Origin of the sequence: Vibrio sp. S9_S30 (assembly GCF_014694455.1) — a bacterium.
In the GTDB taxonomy this organism is placed as follows: domain Bacteria; phylum Pseudomonadota; class Gammaproteobacteria; order Enterobacterales; family Vibrionaceae; genus Vibrio.
The window spans coordinates 19729-40386 of record NZ_JAAUWT010000017.1 but is presented as its reverse complement, the minus strand read 5'-3'; the positions used below and the strand labels follow the sequence as shown (position 1 = coordinate 40386).

Sequence of the window (20658 nt, the reverse complement as noted above, 5' to 3'; positions counted from 1 at the left end):
GTAAGGGGATCGTGTAACTTATATTTTTTATAGTTATGTGGAGTGGCTTACGTAATTATAGTTGCCAAACTCTCTACTTTCTTAACATTGTGGTGTCAATTTGTTATCACCAGCTTCACAACCTATAGATAATGATGGAAAACGTCAAGTTATTGAGTATTTGTTGATCTAACTAGGGAGATTGGGTGGTTTCCCTCGTTTATCTATTATGTAAACAATGAGTTAGTTTGTCGTTGTTGGCAGTTTTATTGACAACAAAGAGAAAAAATGCCAGCAACAAGTGTTGCTGGCAAAGTTCAGGAAGGAGTTTGGGAAAATTTTTAGGCGTTTTCCCTATTTTTATCTCGAAAGCATCAAAGAATCGGCTTTTGCTTCTAAATGGGTGTTGCCCATTAAATGTTTATCAATCGCGCGAGCAGATTCCCGCCCTTCGTTGATACAACGAACCACGAGTGATTGACCTGTGCGCATATCACCTGCCGCAAACACACCTTTTTGGTTGGTTTGGAAATCTTGTGTGGCAACGTTTCCGCGTTCATCAAGCTTGATATCCAACTGAGCAAGCACACCGGTTGGCTCTGGATGTAGGAAACCCATTGCTAGGAACGCTTGGTCACAAGGGATCACACGCTCACTGCCAGCGATTTCTTCAAATGTTGGGCGTTCTCCTGCTTTAGCGTCTTTCCAGACGATGTCCGCTATGCGAAGCCCTGTGACCTGACCATCATCATTACCGATGAACTCTTTGGTCAGGATATTCCAGTGACGCTCACAGCCTTCTTCATGAGAAGTCGACGTGCGCATGATCATTGGGTATTGAGGCCAAGGCATATTGACAGGACGTTTCTCTGGCGGAATGGGCATGATTTCGACCTGAGTAATGCTCGCCGCTTTATGGCGGTTAGACGTTCCTACACAGTCTGAACCTGTGTCACCACCACCGATCACCACAACGTGTTTGTCTTTGGCGTGGATTTCTTCGGTTTTCAAATCCATGTCGTTTGCACGGCGGTTGTTCTGGCCTAAGAATTCCATCGCAAAATGGACGCCTTTGAGATCGCGTCCCGGAATTGGTAGATCGCGTGGTACTGTGGAGCCGCCTGTCAGCAGAACCACATCGAAATCTTCCCGTAGCTGAACGGCATTGATGTCCACGCCAATGTGCGCATTGACCACAAATTTGACGCCGGCTTTTTCCATCAAATTGATTTTCCGATCAATGACAGACATGCTCAGTTTGAAGTCTGGAATCCCAAAACGGAGTAGACCGCCTACCTTTTCATCACGTTCAAATACGGTCACCAAATGTCCGGCGCTATTAAGCTGCTCGGCCGCAGAAAGACCCGCAGGACCACTGCCGATGATCGCGACGGTTTTACCTGTGCGCGAACGCGGCGTTTTGGGCTTGGCATAACCTTCGCGATAGGCGGTTTCAACGATGGTTTTCTCAATGTTACAGATGGTGATTGGATCTTGGTTAATGCCTAATACACACGCAGTTTCACAGGGCGCTGGACAGACACGACCAGTAAACTCCGGAAAGTTGTTGGTGGAACTTAAAATGTTCCATGCTTCTTCCCAACTATCGCGGTAGACCGCATCGTTAAATTCAGGAATGATGTTGCCAATTGGGCAACCGCTATGACAAAACGGCACACCACAATCCATGCAACGAGAAGCCTGAGTATTGATTTTGGTGCCGAACTCTTCGTTCAGCACAAATTCTTTGTTGTTTTCAATACGAACGCTAGGGTCGAGCTTTCTTGGCAACTCTCGACCGTGCTCTAAAAATCCAGTAGGCTTACCCATTATACTGCCTCCACTTCTTCTTTTTGTTCTGCTTCCGCTTTACGCTTTTGAAGTACCGCTTTGTAATCGCGCGGCATGACTTTCACCATGGTGGTTAAGCTTGCTTCAAAGTTATCAAGGAAAGACTGAGCAACTTCACTTCCTGTGAATTCAACGTGCTTAGTCAGCATGTCGAGTAGCAGGTCTTTGTCTTCTTGTTCAATAGGGTCTAAATCGACCAGTTCAGCATTCAGCTTGGTTTCGAAATCACCCGCTGTATCCCAAACGTAAGCGACACCGCCACTCATGCCTGCCGCAAAGTTGCGACCTGTCGCACCAAGGATAACGGCGGTACCACCAGTCATGTATTCACAACCGTGATCACCTACACCTTCAACGACTACCTTAGCGCCTGAGTTACGAACACAGAAACGCTCGCCTGCTAAGCCACGAATGTAGGATTCGCCGGAGGTTGCACCATAGAAACAGACGTTACCGACAACAATGTTGTCTTCTGCCACAATGCTGGATCTTGAATCTGGGTAAAGTACTAAGGTACCGCCAGATAAGCCTTTACCCCAGTAATCGTTCGCATCCCCTTCAACTTCGAATTTCACACCTTTCGCAAGGAATGCGCCAAACGACTGGCCAGCACTACCGTTGAACTTAACGTTCATTGGTTGAGGCAACCCTTGGTCTTTGTAGATTTTTGATATCTCGTTAGACAACATGGTGCCAACGCTTCGATCGGTATTGATGATAGGCAGTGTCGCATTCACTGGTTCACCAAATTCAAGCGCCGGTTGCGCCAGTTTAATCAGCTGACGATCCAGTACGTCTTCCAAGTTGTGGTTTTGCTCTTTTTGGTTGTATACGCCGTCTTCTTTGCGAGCCTGCTCAATGTGCAAAACAGGAGAAAGATCCAAGTTTTTGTATTTCCAGTGGGCGATGTTTTCACGCACTTTCAACTTGTGAGATTGCCCCACCATTTCATCAATAGAGCGGAAACCCAGTTCTGCCATGATTTCGCGCAAGCCTTCTGCCATGTATTGGAAGAACGTCACGACGTCTTCTACGCGACCATCAAAGCGCTCACGCAGGGTTTTGTTTTGTGTTGCGATACCCACTGGGCAAGTGTTTTTGTGACACTTACGCATCATGATACAGCCTTCGACAACGAGAGCGGCTGTCGCCACGCCCCATTCTTCGGCGCCGAGAAGAGTGGCAATGGCTAAATCACGCGGGGTTTTCATCTGACCATCAGACTGCACAACGATTCGGTTACGCAAACCATTCTTAAGAAGTGTTTGGTGTGTTTCTGCTAAGCCTAGCTCCCACGGTAGACCCGTGTGACGGATAGAAGACATTGGAGAAGCACCCGTACCGCCATCGAAGCCAGCAATAAGCACAACGTCTGCCTTGGCTTTTGCAACACCAGAGGCAATCGTACCCACACCGGCTTCAGAAACCAGTTTCACGTTAACACGACCTTTACGGTTGGCATTTTTCAGATCATAAATGAGCTGTGCCAGATCCTCGATCGAGTAGATATCGTGGTGTGGTGGTGGTGAAATGAGACCAACGCCCGGAGTGGAGTGACGGGTTGCGCCGATCCAATCATCGACTTTGTCACCTGGTAGCTGTCCGCCTTCGCCCGGTTTCGCACCCTGAGCCATCTTGATTTGGAGTTCGTCTGCGTTGGTTAGGTAGTATGACGTCACACCGAAACGACCTGATGCTACCTGCTTGATCGCCGAACGTTCCCAGTCGCCATTTTCCTTGCGCTCAAAACGTGCTGGGTCTTCACCGCCTTCACCGGAGTTTGATTTTGCACCGATGCGGTTCATCGCGACAGCCAGAGTGGAGTGCGCTTCGTAAGAGATGGAACCGAAAGACATTGCCCCTGTCGCAAAGCGCTTTAGGATACTTTCAATGGGTTCAACTTCATCTAGAGGAATTGATCCTGCTGGGTTTTTAATGAAATCTAACTGGCTACGCAGTGTGGCTGCGTTATCACCTTGATCATCAACGGCTTTCGCGTATTGCTTGAACTGATCAAAATCTTTGTTTCGAGTTGATTGTTGTAGCAAAGAGATGGTTTCTGGGTTGAACAGGTGCTTTTCACCACGCTGTTTCCACTGATAAACCCCACCGACATCCAGTACTTGAACTGGGATTTCACGTGTTGGGTAACCCACACGGTGACGAACCAATACTTCCTTGGCAATGTCATCGATGGTTAAACCTTCGATACGAGTGACGGTCCCTGTGAAGTATTTCTCAACGACCGACTTACTGATTCCCAATGCTTCAAAGATTTGAGCACCGTGGTAAGACTGAAGTGTCGAGATCCCCATCTTTGAGAAGATCTTAAGCAGACCGCCATTGATGGCTTTACGGTAATTTTCGAACAGATCGCTGATGCTGGTTTCTGGATCCAGTTTTTTGGTACGTTGTAGCTCTACCATTGTCTCGACGACGAGGTATGGGTTCACCGCGTTGGCACCATAACCCACAAGCGTGGCGAAGTGGTGAGTTTCACGCGCATCACCTGTTTCGACCACGATATCACACTTGGCACGCAAGCCTTTACGGATTAGGTGGTGATGAACGGCACCGACAGCCAACATGGCAGGGATCGCCGCGTGGTTGGAATTTACCGCTCGGTCAGTCAGTAGGATGATGGAGTAGCCATCAACAACAGCATCTTCTGCGTATTGGCAAATGCGTTTTAATGCACGCTCAAGCTTGCCTGCATCTTCATTCGCTTGAAAGACGATGTCCAGTGTTTTTGCTTGAAGGTGTTCGTTATCGATAGCACGCAGTTTTTCAAGCTCAGAGTTAGACAAAACGGGAGATTCCAACTCCACCTTCTGGCAGTGAAGCGGTGTTTCTGTTAGCAGGTTTTGGTCTTTACCTAAGTAGGTATTTAAAGACATGACCATACGCTCACGAATCGGATCGATTGGTGGGTTCGTCACCTGAGCAAAAAGCTGCTTAAAGTAGTTAGACAGGTGCTGAGATTGGTGCGAAAGCACCGCCAGCGGCCAGTCTGCTCCCATGGCGCTGAGTGGTTCTTTGCCCTCTTTTGCCATTGGAACAATGATGTCGTTCACTTCTTCAGAGCTCACACCAAACGCTTGCTGCTTGTGCAGCAATTTCTCTGGAGAAGGTTGGTTAAATTCGTTGCTCGCGTCTGGCAGTTTCTTAAGGCTAAGCAGATTCTCTTTAACCCACTTTTCATAAGGTTGCGCGTTGGCAATGCCGTCTTTCACTTCTTCATCAGAAATGATGCGACCCTGTTCTAGATCGGCAACAAAGATACGACCAGGTTGCAAGCGACCGCGGAATTCAACGTTTTCTGGTTCAATATCAACCACGCCAGACTCAGAGGCCATCACGAGGAAGTCGTCTTTCGTTACTGTGTAGCGTGATGGGCGTAAGCCGTTACGATCAAGTGTGGCACCGACTTGGACACCATCGGTGAAACAAATGGAAGCCGGACCATCCCAAGGTTCCATAACATTGGCATGGTACTGGTAAAATGCACGGCGCGTCGGATCCATATTTTTGTTTTCTTGCCAAGCTTCAGGGATCATCATCATGAGAGCATGAGGCAAGCTACGGCCAGAGAGTACGAGGAGCTCAAGTGCCATGTCAAAGTTGGCTGAATCTGAGCTGCCTTCCTGACATATCGGCAGCAGCATGTCGATTTCTGCCTGAGTAAACAGGTCAGATTCTAAAATGGCTTCACGTGCTTTTATCCAGTTAAGGTTGCCACGAACGGTGTTGATTTCACCATTGTGTGCAATGTAACGGAATGGTTGCGCTAAGCGCCATCTAGGGAACGTGTTGGTAGAGAAACGAGAGTGAACCAACGCCAGTGCGGTGACCATGGCTGGGTTCTGCAGATCTAAGAAGTACTGAGGTACTTGCTCTGTGGTCAGTTGCCCTTTATAGACAATGGTTTTGTATGACATCGAGTTGATGTAGAAATCATCACCAATGTTAGAAATACTTTCTAGGCATACGCGCACAGTGTAGTTTCGTAGAACATAAAGCTTACGTTCTAATTCTTCTGGCGTCGTGCCCGGACCACCAGTAATAAAGACATGTTCAAACTGAGGTTCTGTGCTGAGAGGATCGGCACCGATCATGGAGTTATCAATAGGAAGAACGCGGTAGCCTAGAACTTCAAGATCTAAGCGCTTTGCATTACGCTCAAGAATATCTCGGCATTGTGCACGTTTGTGCTCATCTTTAGGGAAGAGAACAACACCCGCACCGTATTTTTCAAAAGAAGGCAGTTTAATACCAAGCTTAACCGTTTCTTCCAACAGGAATTCGTGTGGCTTCTGCAGTAAAATACCAGCACCGTCACCCGAGCATGGGTCACAACCCTGACCGCCGCGGTGTTCCATGCGAGCAAGCATATCAAGTGCTTGCGTCACTACATCATGAGATTTACGGTTTTTTAGGTGAGCAACAAAACCGATACCACAAGCGTCATGCTCCAATTCAGGAGTGTACAGACCTTGTGTCTTCTGCTCTCTATCTACCATAGATACTTCCTTCCAGTTTATTACGGGCACGGGTTACTCGCGTAAACGCACCAGTTCCTTTTAATTATGAAATCGAAACCATCTGTGTTGATGGTCTGAATCCTTTCTGTTCTTCGCGGAAATTTAATTAGCGAAGATAACTAATCCTTGGTGATATCCATTGCAGTTTGCCTAGTTTGCAGACGTTTATGTTGGTAGGTGTGGATATCTTCCGATTTATTCGCGTTCTTTAATTGACCGACATTGCTCAAAAAAACGCAATTTGTGTAACTATCCTACATTTTTGTAATAGTAAATTCCATCCAAACTTAACGCGGAATGTGTGTTTTTTCGGCTGATTTATGCAATTTTAGGTTAACAAAACAGTAACATCTGCAAAATATCCTGTATTTTCTGCATCTTTATTGATTTTTGTCCGTAATTCAGATTTTTCGTGCTTCTACAATTTGGTGATAATTTTCGCTGTTATGTAATTAAATTACATAAATGAGAATGATTCTCGTTTGATGTTCTTTTGTTCATATGACACACGTTTTTCGATCTTAAAGAAGATTCTTTTGTAGAGGTGTTAACTCATAACCATGAAACAATTGCACGAGTCGGTGAATACGTTGGGGCAAGATTTACAGCGAAGATACGGAGAGAAAGTCCATAAGCTGACGCTGCATGGTGGCTTTAATTGCCCCAACCGAGACGGAACGATTGGTCGAGGAGGTTGCACTTTTTGCAATGTTGCTTCGTTTGCCGATGAACAAGCTCAAGTAAAAAGCATCAAAGATCAACTTGTTGATAGAGCGGATGAAGTAAGCCGTGCAAAAAAGTACTTGGCCTATTTCCAAGCGTACACCAGTACGTATGCGGAAGTTCAAGTATTACGAAGCATGTATGAAGAGGCACTGGAGCAAGCGGATATTGTGGGATTATGTGTGGGGACGCGCCCCGATTGTGTGCCAGAGGCTGTGCTGGAATTATTGACCGAGTACTTGAGAGAAGGGTACGAAATTTGGTTGGAGCTGGGGTTGCAGACGGCAAACAATAACACGCTAAAACGGATAAACCGAGGACATGACTTCGAGTGTTACTCACGTATTACTCAAAAAGCACGAGAGCTAGGCATAAAAGTGTGCACTCATCTTATCGTCGGACTCCCAGGAGAAAATAAAGCGGACTGCATTGAGACACTTGATAAAGTCATCGATGTTGGTACGGATGGCATTAAGCTCCATCCTTTGCATATTGTAGAAGGAAGCATCATGGCAAAAAGCTGGCTGGCTGGACGGCTCACTGCCCCAGCGCTCGATATGTACGTTGATGTTGCGTCTGAAATGATCCGCCGGACACCACCGGATGTGGTCTATCATAGAGTGTCTGCAACCGCGAGAAGGCCCACGTTACTGGCGCCAATGTGGTGTGAACAGCGGTGGTTGGCCATGACGGAAATCGGTCGTCGTCTTGATACCTCAGGGGCGCAAGGAAGCGGGCTTAATCAGCCTTATGAATTTGTTGCGCCCAATCGATAAACAATTCAGTTAAGCGCTCATGCCCCTATTTGTGTACAATTTCGGCGGGCAATCAAGAGCGGCATTACGATGGAAGAATTGGTTCACTGGCTTTGGAATAATACTCACGGATTTGGCATCGATATGCTCGCGATATTGGTGGGAATCAGTCTGGCAATGGGAGTGAAATGGTACTACCAAAGGCAGCTTCATGAGTTGCTCCAAAGTACGCCAACGGCGATGATCGCCATTGATGCCTGTAGTGGTCGATTGCTTGATGCGAATACCGAAGCTCTTCAACTGTTGGGCATTAGACGCATTGGGGAGCAATACCTCTTTCCGAATTCGGTTTCTTCAACGGATCTCTTGTACTTATTAAATGAAGCGTTTGATGACCAGCGCAAAAATCTTTCTTATCGATTTTCCGTTTCCCAACACCATGAAGTGAAAACCACCTTATCGGGGCGAAAAACACACTACCTAAGGAAAAAAGCTTGGATTTTGTACTTAACTCCGTATCAATCCTCCGAGAGTGAACTGGATGAGAAGCAGCAAAAACTGCTGGTTTCAAAGCGAGTACTGGACTCCATCTCTCAGCCTGTTTTTTACACCGATAAAAACGGGGAGTTGATGGGCAGTAATAGAGCATTCGATCTTTTTTGGAAAGGAAGGGAAAGTGAAGGCACCCAGAGTGCGAAACAGCTTAGCCAGCACAAACACAGCCAGCAGCGCTGGACCACGTCTTCTGATGGGCATGCCTGCCTGCTAGAAACGCACATTAAAATGCTCACAGACGAAAGTGGTGATGTGATTGGCAGCATCGGCATTAGCCTTGATGTGACCGACTGGCATAATAGCCAGCAAATATTGCGTGATGAAATGGAGCGCAGTAAAGACACTGAAATTGCCCTTGCTCAGCGTGACACCATATTGCAGTCGATTTTAGAAGCCAGCCCCGATCCCATTGGTTTGTTCAACCAGAATAGAATTTATGAAGCTTGCAATCAGCCTTATGTTGAAGCCCTTGGAGTAGCGACACCCAATGATTTGATTGGTAGGCGAGTGGAAGACGTGGTTTCTCACAAGGTTTATTTGCGTTACAAAGACAGCGACGATAGGGTGATGCAAGAAGGTACATCATTACGCTATATCGATCGTATTGAACACAGCAATGGCGATATTACATGGTACGACGTAGTAAAAGCCCCTTATCGTAACCCCGCATCAGGCACTAATGGGGTGTTGGTGATGGCTCGTGATGTATCAGAACGCTTTCGAGTAGAAGAGCAGTTGGAAAAGGCGAATCGCGAACTGGAAAAACTGAGCTTCATTGATGGGTTAACCAAAGTAGCGAACCGAAGGCGTTTCGATGAGCAGCTCGATCTGTTATGGCGCTTGCATGTCCGTCAACAAAAGCCGCTTACGGTTATGCTGTGCGACGTAGACCATTTTAAAGACTATAACGACAACTATGGTCACCAAAAGGGCGACTCCGCTCTTATCGCTCTGGGCTCAACTTTTGAGAAGGTGCTTTCTCGTTCCTCTGATTGTGTTGCTCGATATGGCGGAGAAGAGTTTGCGTTTATTCTACCCGATACGACATCGGAAGGCGCGAAGCGAGTTGCCGAAAGTATTCACCAACACGTTCATGAATTGAATATTGTCCACGAACACTCCGGTGTTGCCGATCGCATTACTTTAAGTATTGGCATCGTGTCATGCATTCCTGCGATGACTGAAGTGCCTAGCCAACTGGTCGCTATGGCGGATCAAGCGTTGTACAAAGCCAAACAGAAGGGGCGGAATCAGTCTCAATTTGTTTGAATTCAACTTAGTTAATGGATGTGATGCATCCATAAGACTTTGTTGGGGATGTTGTCATACCCAAGCCACCTTGCTCTTGGGAGTCTATCTTCGACGCCATTTCATCGATAAAGAACTCGGAAAGGGTTCATCATGAGACTGTGTTTTTTCTTGAACTGACGCAGAAGATATAGTTCTGAATCCTCCATACAGAGGTCACTTGGGTATACAATGCGGGTTTCTGTCATGTTGCCAATCTCATTTTAAACGGAATTTTCATGAAGCCGATGAAAAACTTGGCGCAATACTATGTTGACTTACTGGTCAAATTAGGGATTGTGCGTTTCTCCATTCTTTTGGCGCTCGCCCTAGTTGCTCTCGCTGTCTTTGTTCAGGTCGGGATTACGCTGGCTCTCCAAGGTACCGTCGACAATATCGATATTGTTCGTTCTGTTTTCTTTGGGTTGGTGATCACGCCATGGGCGGTCTATTTTCTTTCCGTCGTGGTGGATCAACTGGAAGAGTCTCGCCAGCGTCTTTCTAAACTGGTCTCCAAGCTCAAAGACATGCGATCGCGAGACCAGGAGTTGAATCAACAACTCCAAGAAAATATCTTGCAACTCAACCTAGAAATCGAAGAAAGACAAAAAGTCGAAGTCGCACGTGAGCAACTGCTCACTGATATGGAAAATGAAGTATTCCAAAGAGAAAAAGCGCAAGTGGAATTGGCTGAAAGAACGGCGTTGCTTCGTTCTTTTATTGATGCGTCCCCCGACTTGATTTACTACCGCAATGCCAAAGGAGAATTTTCTGGTTGTAACCGAGCGATGGAAGATTTAACGGGAAAACGAGAACATGATCTGGTCGGGCTGACACCTTGGGATGTGTACAGTAAGGAAGTGGCGCAGCAAATTGTGGAAACCGACGAGCAAGTTTTTTCACACAATAATTCGCTCACTTATGAGCAATGGTTGGAATACCCTGACGGCAAAAAAGCGTATTTCGAATTACGAAAAGTGCCGTTTTACAGCAAAGAAGGCAAACACCTCGGTTTGGTTGGATTTGGTCGCGACATCACTGAGCGTAAAAAATACCAAGATGCTTTGGAAAAAGCGAGTCAGGACAAAACGACTTTTATTTCCACAATTAGCCACGAACTGCGTACACCACTCAACGGTATTGTTGGTTTAAGCCGAATGCTGCTAGAAACTAAGCTGTCACAAGAGCAGCGGCAATATATGCAAACCATCAATGTGTCTGCGATCAGTCTCGGTAATATATTCAACGACATCATTGATATGGATAAGTTTGATCGCCGTAAGTTGGAGTTGTTCCCTAAACCTTTAGATTTTACCGAGTTCGTTTTGGAAATTGAAAGCCTGTCGAGCTTGATGGCCGAGCAAAAAGGGCTTCGTTTCGATTTAGAAAGGCTAACGGACTTACCATCGGGTATTGAAGTAGACGCGACTCGTCTTCGCCAAGTACTGTGGAACTTAATCAGCAACGCCATGAAATTCACCAAAGAAGGTGGGGTAGTGATGAGTGTACGTTCGGAAACATTCGATAACCACGCTGAAATAGTGATTGAAATTGAAGACACAGGTATAGGCATTCCTGAAGCCGAGCTAGAGAAAATCTTTGCGATGTATTACCAAGTGAAGTCGGGTAAAGACAACTTACATGCTGTCGGAACAGGCATTGGGTTAGCGGTTTCCCATCAATTAATCACTATGATGGGAGGCGATATCGTGGCGTCAAGTGAAGAAGGGTTTGGAAGCACCTTTACCGTCACCTTAAACGCACCGCTCGTTGAAATAGATCCGCAAGAGTCGGCGATAGAGCCAAACTCAGAACGGAATCTACGTATCTTCATGGTCGAAGATATCGAGCTGAATGTAACCGTTGCTCGTTCATTACTTGAAAGCCTTGGACACAGTGTCGAAGTGGCAATGACGGGGGAAGAAGCCATTGCTTCGTTTAAGCCGAATAACTTCGATCTGGTATTACTGGATATTCAATTACCTGATATGACGGGGTTCGATGTTGCTGCGTATTTTAGAGACCATTACGAGCAGCTCCCTCCGCTTGTCGCTCTGACCGCCAATGTCCTGAAGGATAAAGATGAGTATTTCCAAAACGGAATGGATGACGTCATCAGCAAACCATTATCCGTGAGAGGCATCAAAAAAGCCCTCTCACTTTCGGATTTTTATTCCAGTAATATTGAAAATGAATGCAAGGAAGAACAAGAAGTTAGTGCACCTGCTGATACACAGTTAACGAGTCAAATCTTAGATCTAGACATGCTAGAATCTTACGTGGGCATCGTGGGTACAGCTCCCGTATTTGACAGCATTAAATTGTTTGAAGATATGATGCCTAGTTACATGGACGTGCTGGATTCCAACATGACAGCAAAGGATCAAGCAGGTATTGTTTCTGAAGCGCATAAGATTAAAGGAGCGTCGGGTTCGATTGGCTTAAAGCGAATCCAAAGTGTGGCACAAAAAGCGCAATCACCAGAGATGGCGGCTTGGTGGGAAAACATACACGATTGGGTAGAAGAAATTCGTAATGGCTATCAATCTGATATCGACATTCTTAAAGCGTGGTTAGACAACGAAAAAGGAAAATAAAATGAAAAAGCTTGTCTTAATGGTGGTATTGGCTGTGTCGGGTTGCGCGCAGCAAGATAGAGATACTGACCAAGTGCCTTGGGATAAAAGTACAGCACAAGAGACGATAGCTGGCGCCACTGTGCGAATGACGGCGAACCTTTGGTTAAACAAAATGCCTAGTATTAATGGTGAGCAAAGGCGATTGCTTCGCGGTGCTCTTTATTTAGAGGGGCGTGAGGATTTGCCAGCCGATTTGGATGCGAGTGCCTTAATCATAAAGCAGGGCGACTTGGTGCAGTGGGTCGCTTTGGAGAATATTGATGTACGTAACCACAGTGGCAACCGTTGGGAAGTGGCTTTTTATACGGATATGTCAGTAAATGGCACTGACAATGTAGACGTTGGCTTGCAACTGACTGATACTGAAAATACGTACTGGTTAATACAAGAACAAGTAAAAGTGGGCAGTGTTTACTAAATCTTCTTGAACGGAAGTGCTGAGCGGATACAAAAAAGCCGATGGAGTCATCGGCTTTTTACTAGAAGAATTTTGGCTTACTCGTCTAAATCACCACAAAAGCGGTAACCTTCACCATGAATCGTAGCGATGATTTCAGGCGTGTCTGCAACCGATTCAAAATGCTTACGAATGCGGCGAATGGTGACATCCACTGTGCGATCATGAGGCTTAAGCTCACGCCCAGTCATCTTCTTCAGAAGATCAGCACGTGTTTGAATCTTGCCTGGGTTTTCACAGAAGTGAAGCAAAGCACGGAATTCAGAGCGAGGCAGCTTATAGCTGTCACCAGAAGGGCTAACAAGAGATCGGCTGTTGATGTCTAATTCCCAACCATTAAATTCATACTTTTCAACACTGCGTTTCTCTTCTTGCATAACCCCATTACTCATAGAGCGGTTAAGAAGATTACGAGCACGAATCGTTAATTCTCTAGGGTTAAATGGCTTGGTGATGTAATCATCAGCACCTATCTCCAGACCTAGGATCTTGTCCACTTCGTTATCACGACCAGTCAGGAACATGAGTGCTACATTTGCTTGCTCGCGGAGTTCGCGTGCCAGCAACAGACCATTTTTACCCGGTAGGTTGATATCCATAATAACCAAATTAACTTGGTTATCAGCAAGTACACGATGCATCTCTTCACCATCACTTGCTTCGTAGACAGCATATCCCTCTGCTTCGAAAATGCTTTTCAGCGTATTGCGGGTTACTTGCTCATCTTCAACGATGAGAATCTGCGGGGTTTGCATTGGCGGTACCTAAATTGTAACTAAAACTGTGCTAATAGAATAAATTCTAGGCAGAAAATAACATGCGGGTAAAGTGTTCTTGATAATAAACGATACTACGCAAAAAAACACCACCTTCACACGGTACGCCGTCCTTGGAAGCCTGATTTTGTAAGACTAAATCCTATGTCATGCTTGCTTTCTGCCATTTGCTGAACTGGATTTTATATTGTTAACAGCTTGCTAACAACGCCCAAATTCCAATTCCATTCACTTTGTTGATTTATATCAATAGAAGAAAACTAACAAGAATAGATAGTAAATGTATATAAAAAGTTGAAATTTTTATGCAGATTGATAACACTCGAAAACAAGCCTGTTTGGAAACATTTTGTTACACGGGGTAAAGCATCGGATTTTCCAATTCTTGCGTAATAACTGATTGTAATACAATAAATATCATGCTGAAGCATAAAAGGAATCTGCGAAGAAATTCACAGTTAGAGTGGCGATTACAACCCAACAATACGTGAATTTGTTAGTTGATGATACCCATTATGGAGGGGCGTTAAGCCAGCCATGCTGTAGAAATATCACTACAAAGTGGCTTGGATTTAGAGACCACGCTTGATCAAAATGCCATGTATTTGGGAGTTCGGTGAGTGGTCTTTAGCATGTGTTACGAGAGATAGAAAATAAAGGTCAAGTTTGCAGGAAAGGCAAAAGCCCATGCCTTCGCGCCTGAGTTTCTAAAGAAAACGGACAGGTAACTTGTGGCGAGCTTTACTTGCTTATGAAATTTAATGCTTCAGGTGGCATAAGAAAAATCACAGTTTATAGTTAAATAAGCAGGAATATTTCAAGGAGGAACCATGAAAGACTTACTGCCTGATCTCTGTGATCAGTATGAAGACCAATTAACCTTACTCGACTTACCCTTACTCAATTTTGGACAAAGATCGGCATTTTGGGGAGAAATTGTTACAGTGCGCTGTTTTCATGACAATTCCAAAGTGAAAGAAATACTGAAAGAAAACGGAAAAGGAAAAGTACTGGTTGTTGATGGCAATGGATCAAGTGAGCGAGCTTTATTGGGAGACCAAGTTGCACTGACCGCTTTAAAAAACCGATGGGAAGGAGTGGTGATTTGGGGAGCGGTTCGAGATGTTGGTGCGTTATCCCAAATAGACTTAGGCGTTAAAGCGTTAACTTCCTGTCCTTTTAGAACCGAGAAAAGAGACATAGGGGAAACTCAAGTCGGTCTTACCATTCAAGGGCAAATGATTCAACCAGGGGATTATCTATATTCCGATGGGAATGGGATTGTCATTTCTAAAGAAGCATTGAAAGTGAACTAACCGCGAACAAACCTAGAATGGTTGGAGTTGGATTTAGAAGCGAAAGCCTAAACCAACTTCAATGCCACCTTTCTGAAGCTCTTCATAATCTAAGGTCGCGTGGATATCCAAGTTTTCAGATAACTTTAATCGGCTAGACAGCTCGGCTGAGATGAGTTTTTCTTGTGGGTTAGTGCTGTTCTCTTCGTGCGATTTTGATGCTCTAAGACTACTGTTAACTGAAAAAGATTCATTAAATGTGTAATTTACGCCACTTAAGAAACCATTATACTGCGGCGATTCTGAGCTAGTGATGCTCGCCCCTACATATAAGTCAATAGAATCAAACAGGTTGTAGGAATAACCACTGTCTATTTGCCAACTATCAAACTGTGTGTTGGATTGGGATTGACTTGATATAAACCAACTGTGTGAAGAAGGTTTTTCAGGATTTAATAGCGGGAGATTTTCAGCGAAAGAGCATGCAGGAATCGCGAGCAGACTCATTACGAGAAATGCTTTCTTCATATCGTGCCTCCTTGCTGAATAGTCTACTTAGTGAATATAGCGTATCTGTAAAGCGATAACGATCTTTTTTCAGGATCGATCATACAATGAGATCATACTCACCTAAACACTGTATTTTGTCAAAGAATGATAATTTGCTCACATATACGTCATTTCTATTAGTAAAGAGAGAAGATTCCGGATTCTGTCCAACAATAAATTGATTATCAACGTTTTTATTGTGGAATATTCTAAGTTTCAGTTTTCATTGGGTCGAGTAAAAAGCAAAAAAAACAATCTTTTCATTGACTCTGATACAGAAAATCGGTAAACGTAAACCTAAGCAAACACACGTTCACAGTAAGATAAAAATATATTCATGCTTAATCATCGCTTAACAATGACCACCACCATTATTATTACCGACATTCGAATTGTTGGGGTAGGCTGGTAAGCGAAAGAAATTTCAAAAAAAGGCCTGTATCCCACGAGATACAGGCCTTTTTTTATGCAGGTTTAAAATATACCGGAGGAAGGGATGCGAGTTTTAAAATTTGGTGGATCGTCGTTAGCGGACGCAGATCGCTTTTTAAGGGCGGCGGACATCATTGCAAATAATGCAAAGCAAGAGCAAGTTGCTGTCGTGCTTTCAGCGCCAGGGAAGACCACCAACAAGTTAGTGTCTGTTATTGAGGGAGCGTTGCGTAACGGTGAGGCAAATTTGCAAATAGCAGAATTGGAATCTTCTTTGCAAGCTTTGTTCGATGACGTTAAAAAACATTTGCCCGATCTTGCGAGTGCAGATTTTTCTAATCAGCTAAACACTTCATTAAGTCAATTGAAGCAATATGTTCACGGCATCAACCTGTTGGGTATGTGTCCGAATAACGTGAACGCTCGCATCATCAGTAAAGGTGAGCGAATTTCAATTCAGTTAATGAAAGCAGTATTGGAAGCAAAAGGTCACCCATCTTTTCTCATCGATCCTGTTGAATACCTCGTCGCCAAAGGAGATCACCTTGAAGCGATGGTCGATGTGGAAGTGTCTACGCAGAATTTCCGAACCAATCCCCTTCCCAAGGATCATGTCTACATCATGCCTGGCTTTACTGCGGGTAACGCTAAAGGTGAATTGGTCACTCTTGGGCGTAATGGTTCTGATTACTCGGCGGCTGTTTTGGCCGCATGTTTACGGGCTGAGTGTTGCGAAATTTGGACTGACGTTGATGGCGTATACAACTGCGACCCTCGTTTGGTTGATGATGCTCGCCTACTCAAGTCTCTGAGCTATCAAGAAGCGATGGAGCTTTCCTACTTTGGTGCATCGGTTCTGCATCCCAAGACGATTGCACCTATCGCGCAATTTCACATTCCTTGTTTGATCAAAAACAGCTTTAATCCCCAAGGCGCGGGTACGCTCATTGGGCAAGATACGGGTGAAGATAATCTTGCCATCAAAGGCATCACGACCTTGAATAAGCTAACCATGGTGAATGTATCGGGTCCTGGCATGAAAGGCATGGTTGGTATGGCTAGCCGCGTTTTCAGTGCGATGTCATCAGCAGGCATTTCCATTGTTTTGATCACGCAATCCTCATCGGAATACAGCATCAGCTTCTGTATAGAGCAAGCCGATAAAGCCAACGCAGAGCAAGTACTGAGTGACGAGTTTGAACTGGAATTGAAAGACGGTTTACTTGAGCCAGTTGAGTTCATGAACGATGTAGCCATTGTTACGCTTGTAGGTGATGGTATGCGCACATCCCGCGGCGTAGCATCACGTTTCTTTGCCTCTTTAACGGAAGTGAATGTGAACGTTGTTGCGATTGCTCAGGGGTCTTCTGAGCGTGCGATTTCCGCTGTGATTCCTGAAGATAAAGTTTCGGAAGCCATCAAAGCGTGTCATGAAAACCTGTTCAACTCGAAGCACTTCTTAGATGTATTTGTAGTTGGTGTCGGTGGCGTAGGTGGTGAGTTACTCGATCAGATAGAGCGTCAACAAGCCAAATTGGCAGACAAAGGCATCGTGATTCGTGTTTGCGGATTAGCAAACAGCAAAGGCTTACTTCTAGACAGCAAGGGCTTACCTCTGGATCATTGGCGTGATCGTATGACACACGCGACAGAAGAGTTGAGTCTTGCTCGCCTCATTGCGTTGGTTCAGCGTAACCACATCATCAACCCAGTACTGGTTGATTGCACATCGAGTGAAGATATTGCGAACCAATACGCGGATTTCCTCGCCGCAGGTTTCCACGTGGTGACGCCCAATAAAAAAGCGAATACCGCAAGCATGGCTTACTACCATCAACTGCGTGATGTGGCTCGTTCTTCTCGCCGTAAGCTTATGTACGAGACGACGGTAGGGGCAGGGCTCCCGGTTATTGAAAACCTACAAAACCTGATCGCTGCTGGTGATGAATTGGAGAAATTTAACGGCATACTTTCCGGTTCGCTGTCTTACATTTTTGGTAAGCTGGATGAAGGTATGACATTAAGTCAAGCAACGAATATTGCAAAAGACAATGGGTTCACCGAGCCGGATCCTCGCGACGACCTGTCTGGTATGGATGTGGCTCGTAAGCTTCTTATTTTGGCGCGTGAAGCTGGCTTTGGGCTGGAGTTGGATGATGTCGTGGTTGAGGCTGCGTTACCTCCAGGTTTTGATGACAGCGGCAGTGTGGAAGAGTTTATGGCCAGGCTGCCAGAAGCGGATGCATACTTCAGTGAACTCTCGAAGAAAGCGGCGGATGAAGGGAAAGTACTGCGTTACGTAGGCGAAATCTTGAATGGAAGTTGCAAGGTGAGTATTGCCGCAGTGGATGAAAACGATCCGATGTTCAAGATTAAAGACGGTGAAAATGCCTTGGCATTCTACAGCCGCTATTATCAGCCGATTCCGTTGGTGCTTCGTGGGTATGGTGCGGGTACAGAAGTAACCGCAGCCGGTGTGTTTGCGGATGTCATGCGTACGCTAGGCTGGAAATTAGGAGTATAAAAATGAGTGTAGTGGTTTATGCTCCTGCCTCTATAGGTAATGTGAGCGTTGGCTTTGATGTGCTTGGCGCGGCGGTTTCCCCAGTCGATGGCACACTTTTAGGTGACCGTGTATTGGTGAAAGAAGGCGCTGAGGCGTTTACTCTTGATACGGCGGGGGATTTTGTTAGCAAGCTGCCGACCAACCCAAAAGACAACATTGTTTATGACTGCTGGCGTGTGTTTGCGCGCGAGCTTGATAAAAAAAACGTACCGCTAAAACCGATCCATATGGTGCTCGAAAAGAACATGCCAATCGGATCGGGGCTGGGCTCAAGCGCATGCTCTATCGTTGCTGCGTTGGATGCGCTAAATCAGTTTCATGAAAATCCTCTCAACGAAATGGAGCTATTGGCGTTGATGGGGGAAATGGAAGGACAAATTTCCGGTGGCATTCATTACGACAACGTTGCACCGTGTTACCTTGGTGGGTTGCAATTGATGCTGGAAGAGCTGGGTATTATTTCACAAGAAGTGCCGTGTTTCGATGAATGGTATTGGGTGATGGCGTATCCGGGAATTAAGGTATCCACTGCGGAAGCACGTGAGATTTTGCCTTCTCAATATCGACGTCAGGACATCATTGCACATGGTCGTCACCTTGGGGGCTTTATCCATGCATGCCACTCAGGGCAGCCCGAGCTGGCGGCGAAGATGATCAAAGACGTGATCGCAGAACCATATCGTGAGAGACTGCTACCAGGCTTTGCCAATGCTCGCAAATACGCGGCAACCGCTGGTGCCCTAGCTACCGGAATTTCTGGCAGCGGTCCAACGTTGTTCAGTATCTGCAAAGAAAAAGAGGTCGCCGAGCGCGTTGCGCGTTGGTTAGAACAGAATTACGTACAAAATGAGGAAGGGTTTGTTCATGTTTGCCGTTTAGACAAGCAGGGATCAACCGTAACAGGAAGTGAGCTATGAAGCTTTACAACATCAAAGAAAATGACGAACAAGTATCCTTTGGCCAAGCCGTACGCCAAGGATTGGGCCGTAATCAAGGCTTATTTTTTCCTTCAGAACTGCCCAAGTTTGAAGATATCGATGCGCTATTAGACGAAGACTTCGTCACTCGCAGTAGTAAAATCCTATCTGCTTTTATTGGCGAAGAATTGTCCGCGGAGCAAGTCAACCAGTTGGTTGACGCTGCATTCCAATTCCCTGCGCCAATTAAGCAAGTAAAAGATGGTGTGTATGCTCTGGAGCTTTTTCACGGGCCAACACTGGCATTTAAAGATTTCGGTGGTCGCTTTATGGCGCAATCACTGGCTGCAGTGTCTGATGGCGGCAAGATTACCATTCTTACTGCGACGTCAGGCGACACGGGTGCTGCGGTGGCTCATGCTTTCTATGGGATGGAAAACATCAATGTTGTGATTCTTTACCCGAAAGGCAAGATCAGCCCGATGCAAGAAAAGCTGTTCTGTACGTTGGGTAAAAATATCCATACAGTGGCAATCAACGCCGATTTTGATGCGTGTCAGTCGCTGGTGAAAAACGCGTTTGATGACGCTGCGTTACGTGAAGAAATTGGTCTGAACTCGGCTAACTCCATTAACATCAGCCGCTTGATGGCTCAGATCTGTTATTACTTTGAAGCCGCAGCTCAAATGAGCAAAGCGGAGCGTGAAAACCTTGTTATCTCAGTACCAAGCGGTAACTTTGGTAACTTAACGGCGGGTCTATTGGCGAAAGCAATTGGTTTGCCTATCAAGCGTTTCATAGCGGCAACGAATGCGAACGATACGGTGCCTCGTTACCTAGAAACAGGAAAATGGGATCCAAAACCAACGGTCGCAACCACTTCAAATGCGATGGACGTAAGCCAGCCAAACAACTGGCCACGTATTGAGGAGCTTTGCCAGTTACAAGGTTGGGGCTTGGATACGTTAGGCAAAGGCGCGGTAACCGACGAGCAAAGTGCGGATTCAGTTCGAGATCTGAATGACAAAGGTTATTTATGCGAGCCACACGGTGCGATTGCGTATCGAGTGCTGGACGAACAACTTCAAGAAGGCGAAACGGGGCTATTCTTGTGTACTGCCCACCCAGCAAAATTCAAAGAAGTGGTCGATGACGTTCTAGGTGCGGATATCGATGTTCCTGCGCCACTTGCGAAGCACGCTGCGATGGAGTTGTTGTCGGAAGAGTTGGATAACGACTTTGACGCGTTAAAAGCGGTCCTTCGTCGAGTTCAAAAGTAAGCAAGCAGCTAAATGTCTTCTTAGTTTGCAGTCATAAAAACAGCGCTCATTGAGCG

The 20658-nt window shown here is 45.7% G+C and carries 12 protein-coding genes and 1 other annotated feature; of the genes, 8 read left to right on the top strand and 4 right to left on the bottom strand.

Annotation, left to right across the window (positions count from 1 at the left end; translation table 11 throughout):
* Positions 1 to 339 precede the first annotated feature (339 nt).
* Together HC752_RS18430 and gltB are read right to left on the bottom strand one after the other, a co-directional pair.
* Complete coding sequence (locus tag HC752_RS18430; protein WP_190336645.1) at positions 340 to 1809, bottom strand: glutamate synthase subunit beta; 1470 nt, start codon at positions 1807 to 1809, stop codon at positions 340 to 342.
* Complete coding sequence (gltB, locus tag HC752_RS18425) at positions 1809 to 6350, bottom strand: glutamate synthase large subunit (protein WP_190336644.1); 4542 nt, start codon at positions 6348 to 6350, stop codon at positions 1809 to 1811. The genes HC752_RS18430 and gltB overlap by 1 nt, the downstream gene beginning before the upstream one ends.
* A gap of 581 nt (positions 6351 to 6931) precedes the next feature.
* Between gltB and HC752_RS18420 the strand changes: the two genes are divergently transcribed.
* The 4 genes from HC752_RS18420 (at position 6932) to HC752_RS18405 (ending at position 12748) form a co-directional block, all read left to right on the top strand.
* The gene (locus tag HC752_RS18420) at positions 6932 to 7870 is read left to right on the top strand and encodes a TIGR01212 family radical SAM protein (protein ID WP_190336643.1); all 939 of its coding nucleotides are present in this window, start codon (positions 6932 to 6934) and stop codon (positions 7868 to 7870) included.
* Positions 7871 to 7939: 69 nt separating this feature from the next.
* Positions 7940 to 9673 carry a diguanylate cyclase domain-containing protein gene (locus HC752_RS18415; protein ID WP_190336642.1) on the top strand — a complete coding sequence of 578 codons (1734 nt, stop codon included), beginning with the start codon at positions 7940 to 7942 and terminating at the stop codon, positions 9671 to 9673.
* A 257-nt stretch (positions 9674 to 9930) separates the two neighbouring features.
* The gene (gene arcB / locus HC752_RS18410) at positions 9931 to 12288 is read left to right on the top strand and encodes an aerobic respiration two-component sensor histidine kinase ArcB (RefSeq protein WP_190336641.1); all 2358 of its coding nucleotides are present in this window, start codon (positions 9931 to 9933) and stop codon (positions 12286 to 12288) included.
* 1 nt (position 12289) lies between these two features.
* A complete protein-coding gene (locus HC752_RS18405; protein WP_190336640.1) occupies positions 12290 to 12748 on the top strand; it encodes a hypothetical protein in 459 nt (152 codons plus the stop codon).
* A gap of 77 nt (positions 12749 to 12825) precedes the next feature.
* On the opposite strand, the gene arcA is transcribed toward HC752_RS18405, so the two are convergent.
* A complete protein-coding gene (gene arcA, locus HC752_RS18400; RefSeq protein WP_190336639.1) occupies positions 12826 to 13542 on the bottom strand; it encodes a two-component system response regulator ArcA in 717 nt (238 codons plus the stop codon).
* Positions 13543 to 14393: 851 nt separating this feature from the next.
* Between arcA and HC752_RS18395 the strand changes: the two genes are divergently transcribed.
* Positions 14394 to 14879: a putative 4-hydroxy-4-methyl-2-oxoglutarate aldolase gene (locus HC752_RS18395; protein WP_190336638.1), complete on the top strand. Its 486-nt coding sequence runs from the start codon at positions 14394 to 14396 to the stop codon at positions 14877 to 14879.
* Positions 14880 to 14912: 33 nt separating this feature from the next.
* Here HC752_RS18395 and HC752_RS18390 read toward each other — a convergent pair whose 3' ends face one another.
* Positions 14913 to 15386 (bottom strand): ribonuclease regulator, encoded by a 474-nt coding sequence (locus tag HC752_RS18390; protein ID WP_190336637.1) that lies wholly within the window; start codon positions 15384 to 15386, stop codon positions 14913 to 14915.
* 366 nt (positions 15387 to 15752) lie between these two features.
* Positions 15753 to 15874 (top strand) — a sequence feature (Thr leader region).
* A 29-nt stretch (positions 15875 to 15903) separates the two neighbouring features.
* Here HC752_RS18390 and thrA point away from each other — a divergent pair.
* From thrA to thrC, 3 genes are read left to right on the top strand one after another with little or no spacing between them, the layout of a single operon-like run.
* Complete coding sequence (thrA, locus tag HC752_RS18385; protein WP_190336636.1) at positions 15904 to 18363, top strand: bifunctional aspartate kinase/homoserine dehydrogenase I; 2460 nt, start codon at positions 15904 to 15906, stop codon at positions 18361 to 18363.
* 2 nt (positions 18364 to 18365) lie between these two features.
* Positions 18366 to 19322: a homoserine kinase gene (gene thrB / locus HC752_RS18380; RefSeq protein ID WP_190336635.1), complete on the top strand. Its 957-nt coding sequence runs from the start codon at positions 18366 to 18368 to the stop codon at positions 19320 to 19322.
* The gene (thrC, locus tag HC752_RS18375; protein WP_190336634.1) at positions 19319 to 20602 is read left to right on the top strand and encodes a threonine synthase; all 1284 of its coding nucleotides are present in this window, start codon (positions 19319 to 19321) and stop codon (positions 20600 to 20602) included. The genes thrB and thrC overlap by 4 nt, the downstream gene beginning before the upstream one ends.
* Positions 20603 to 20658 lie beyond the last annotated feature (56 nt).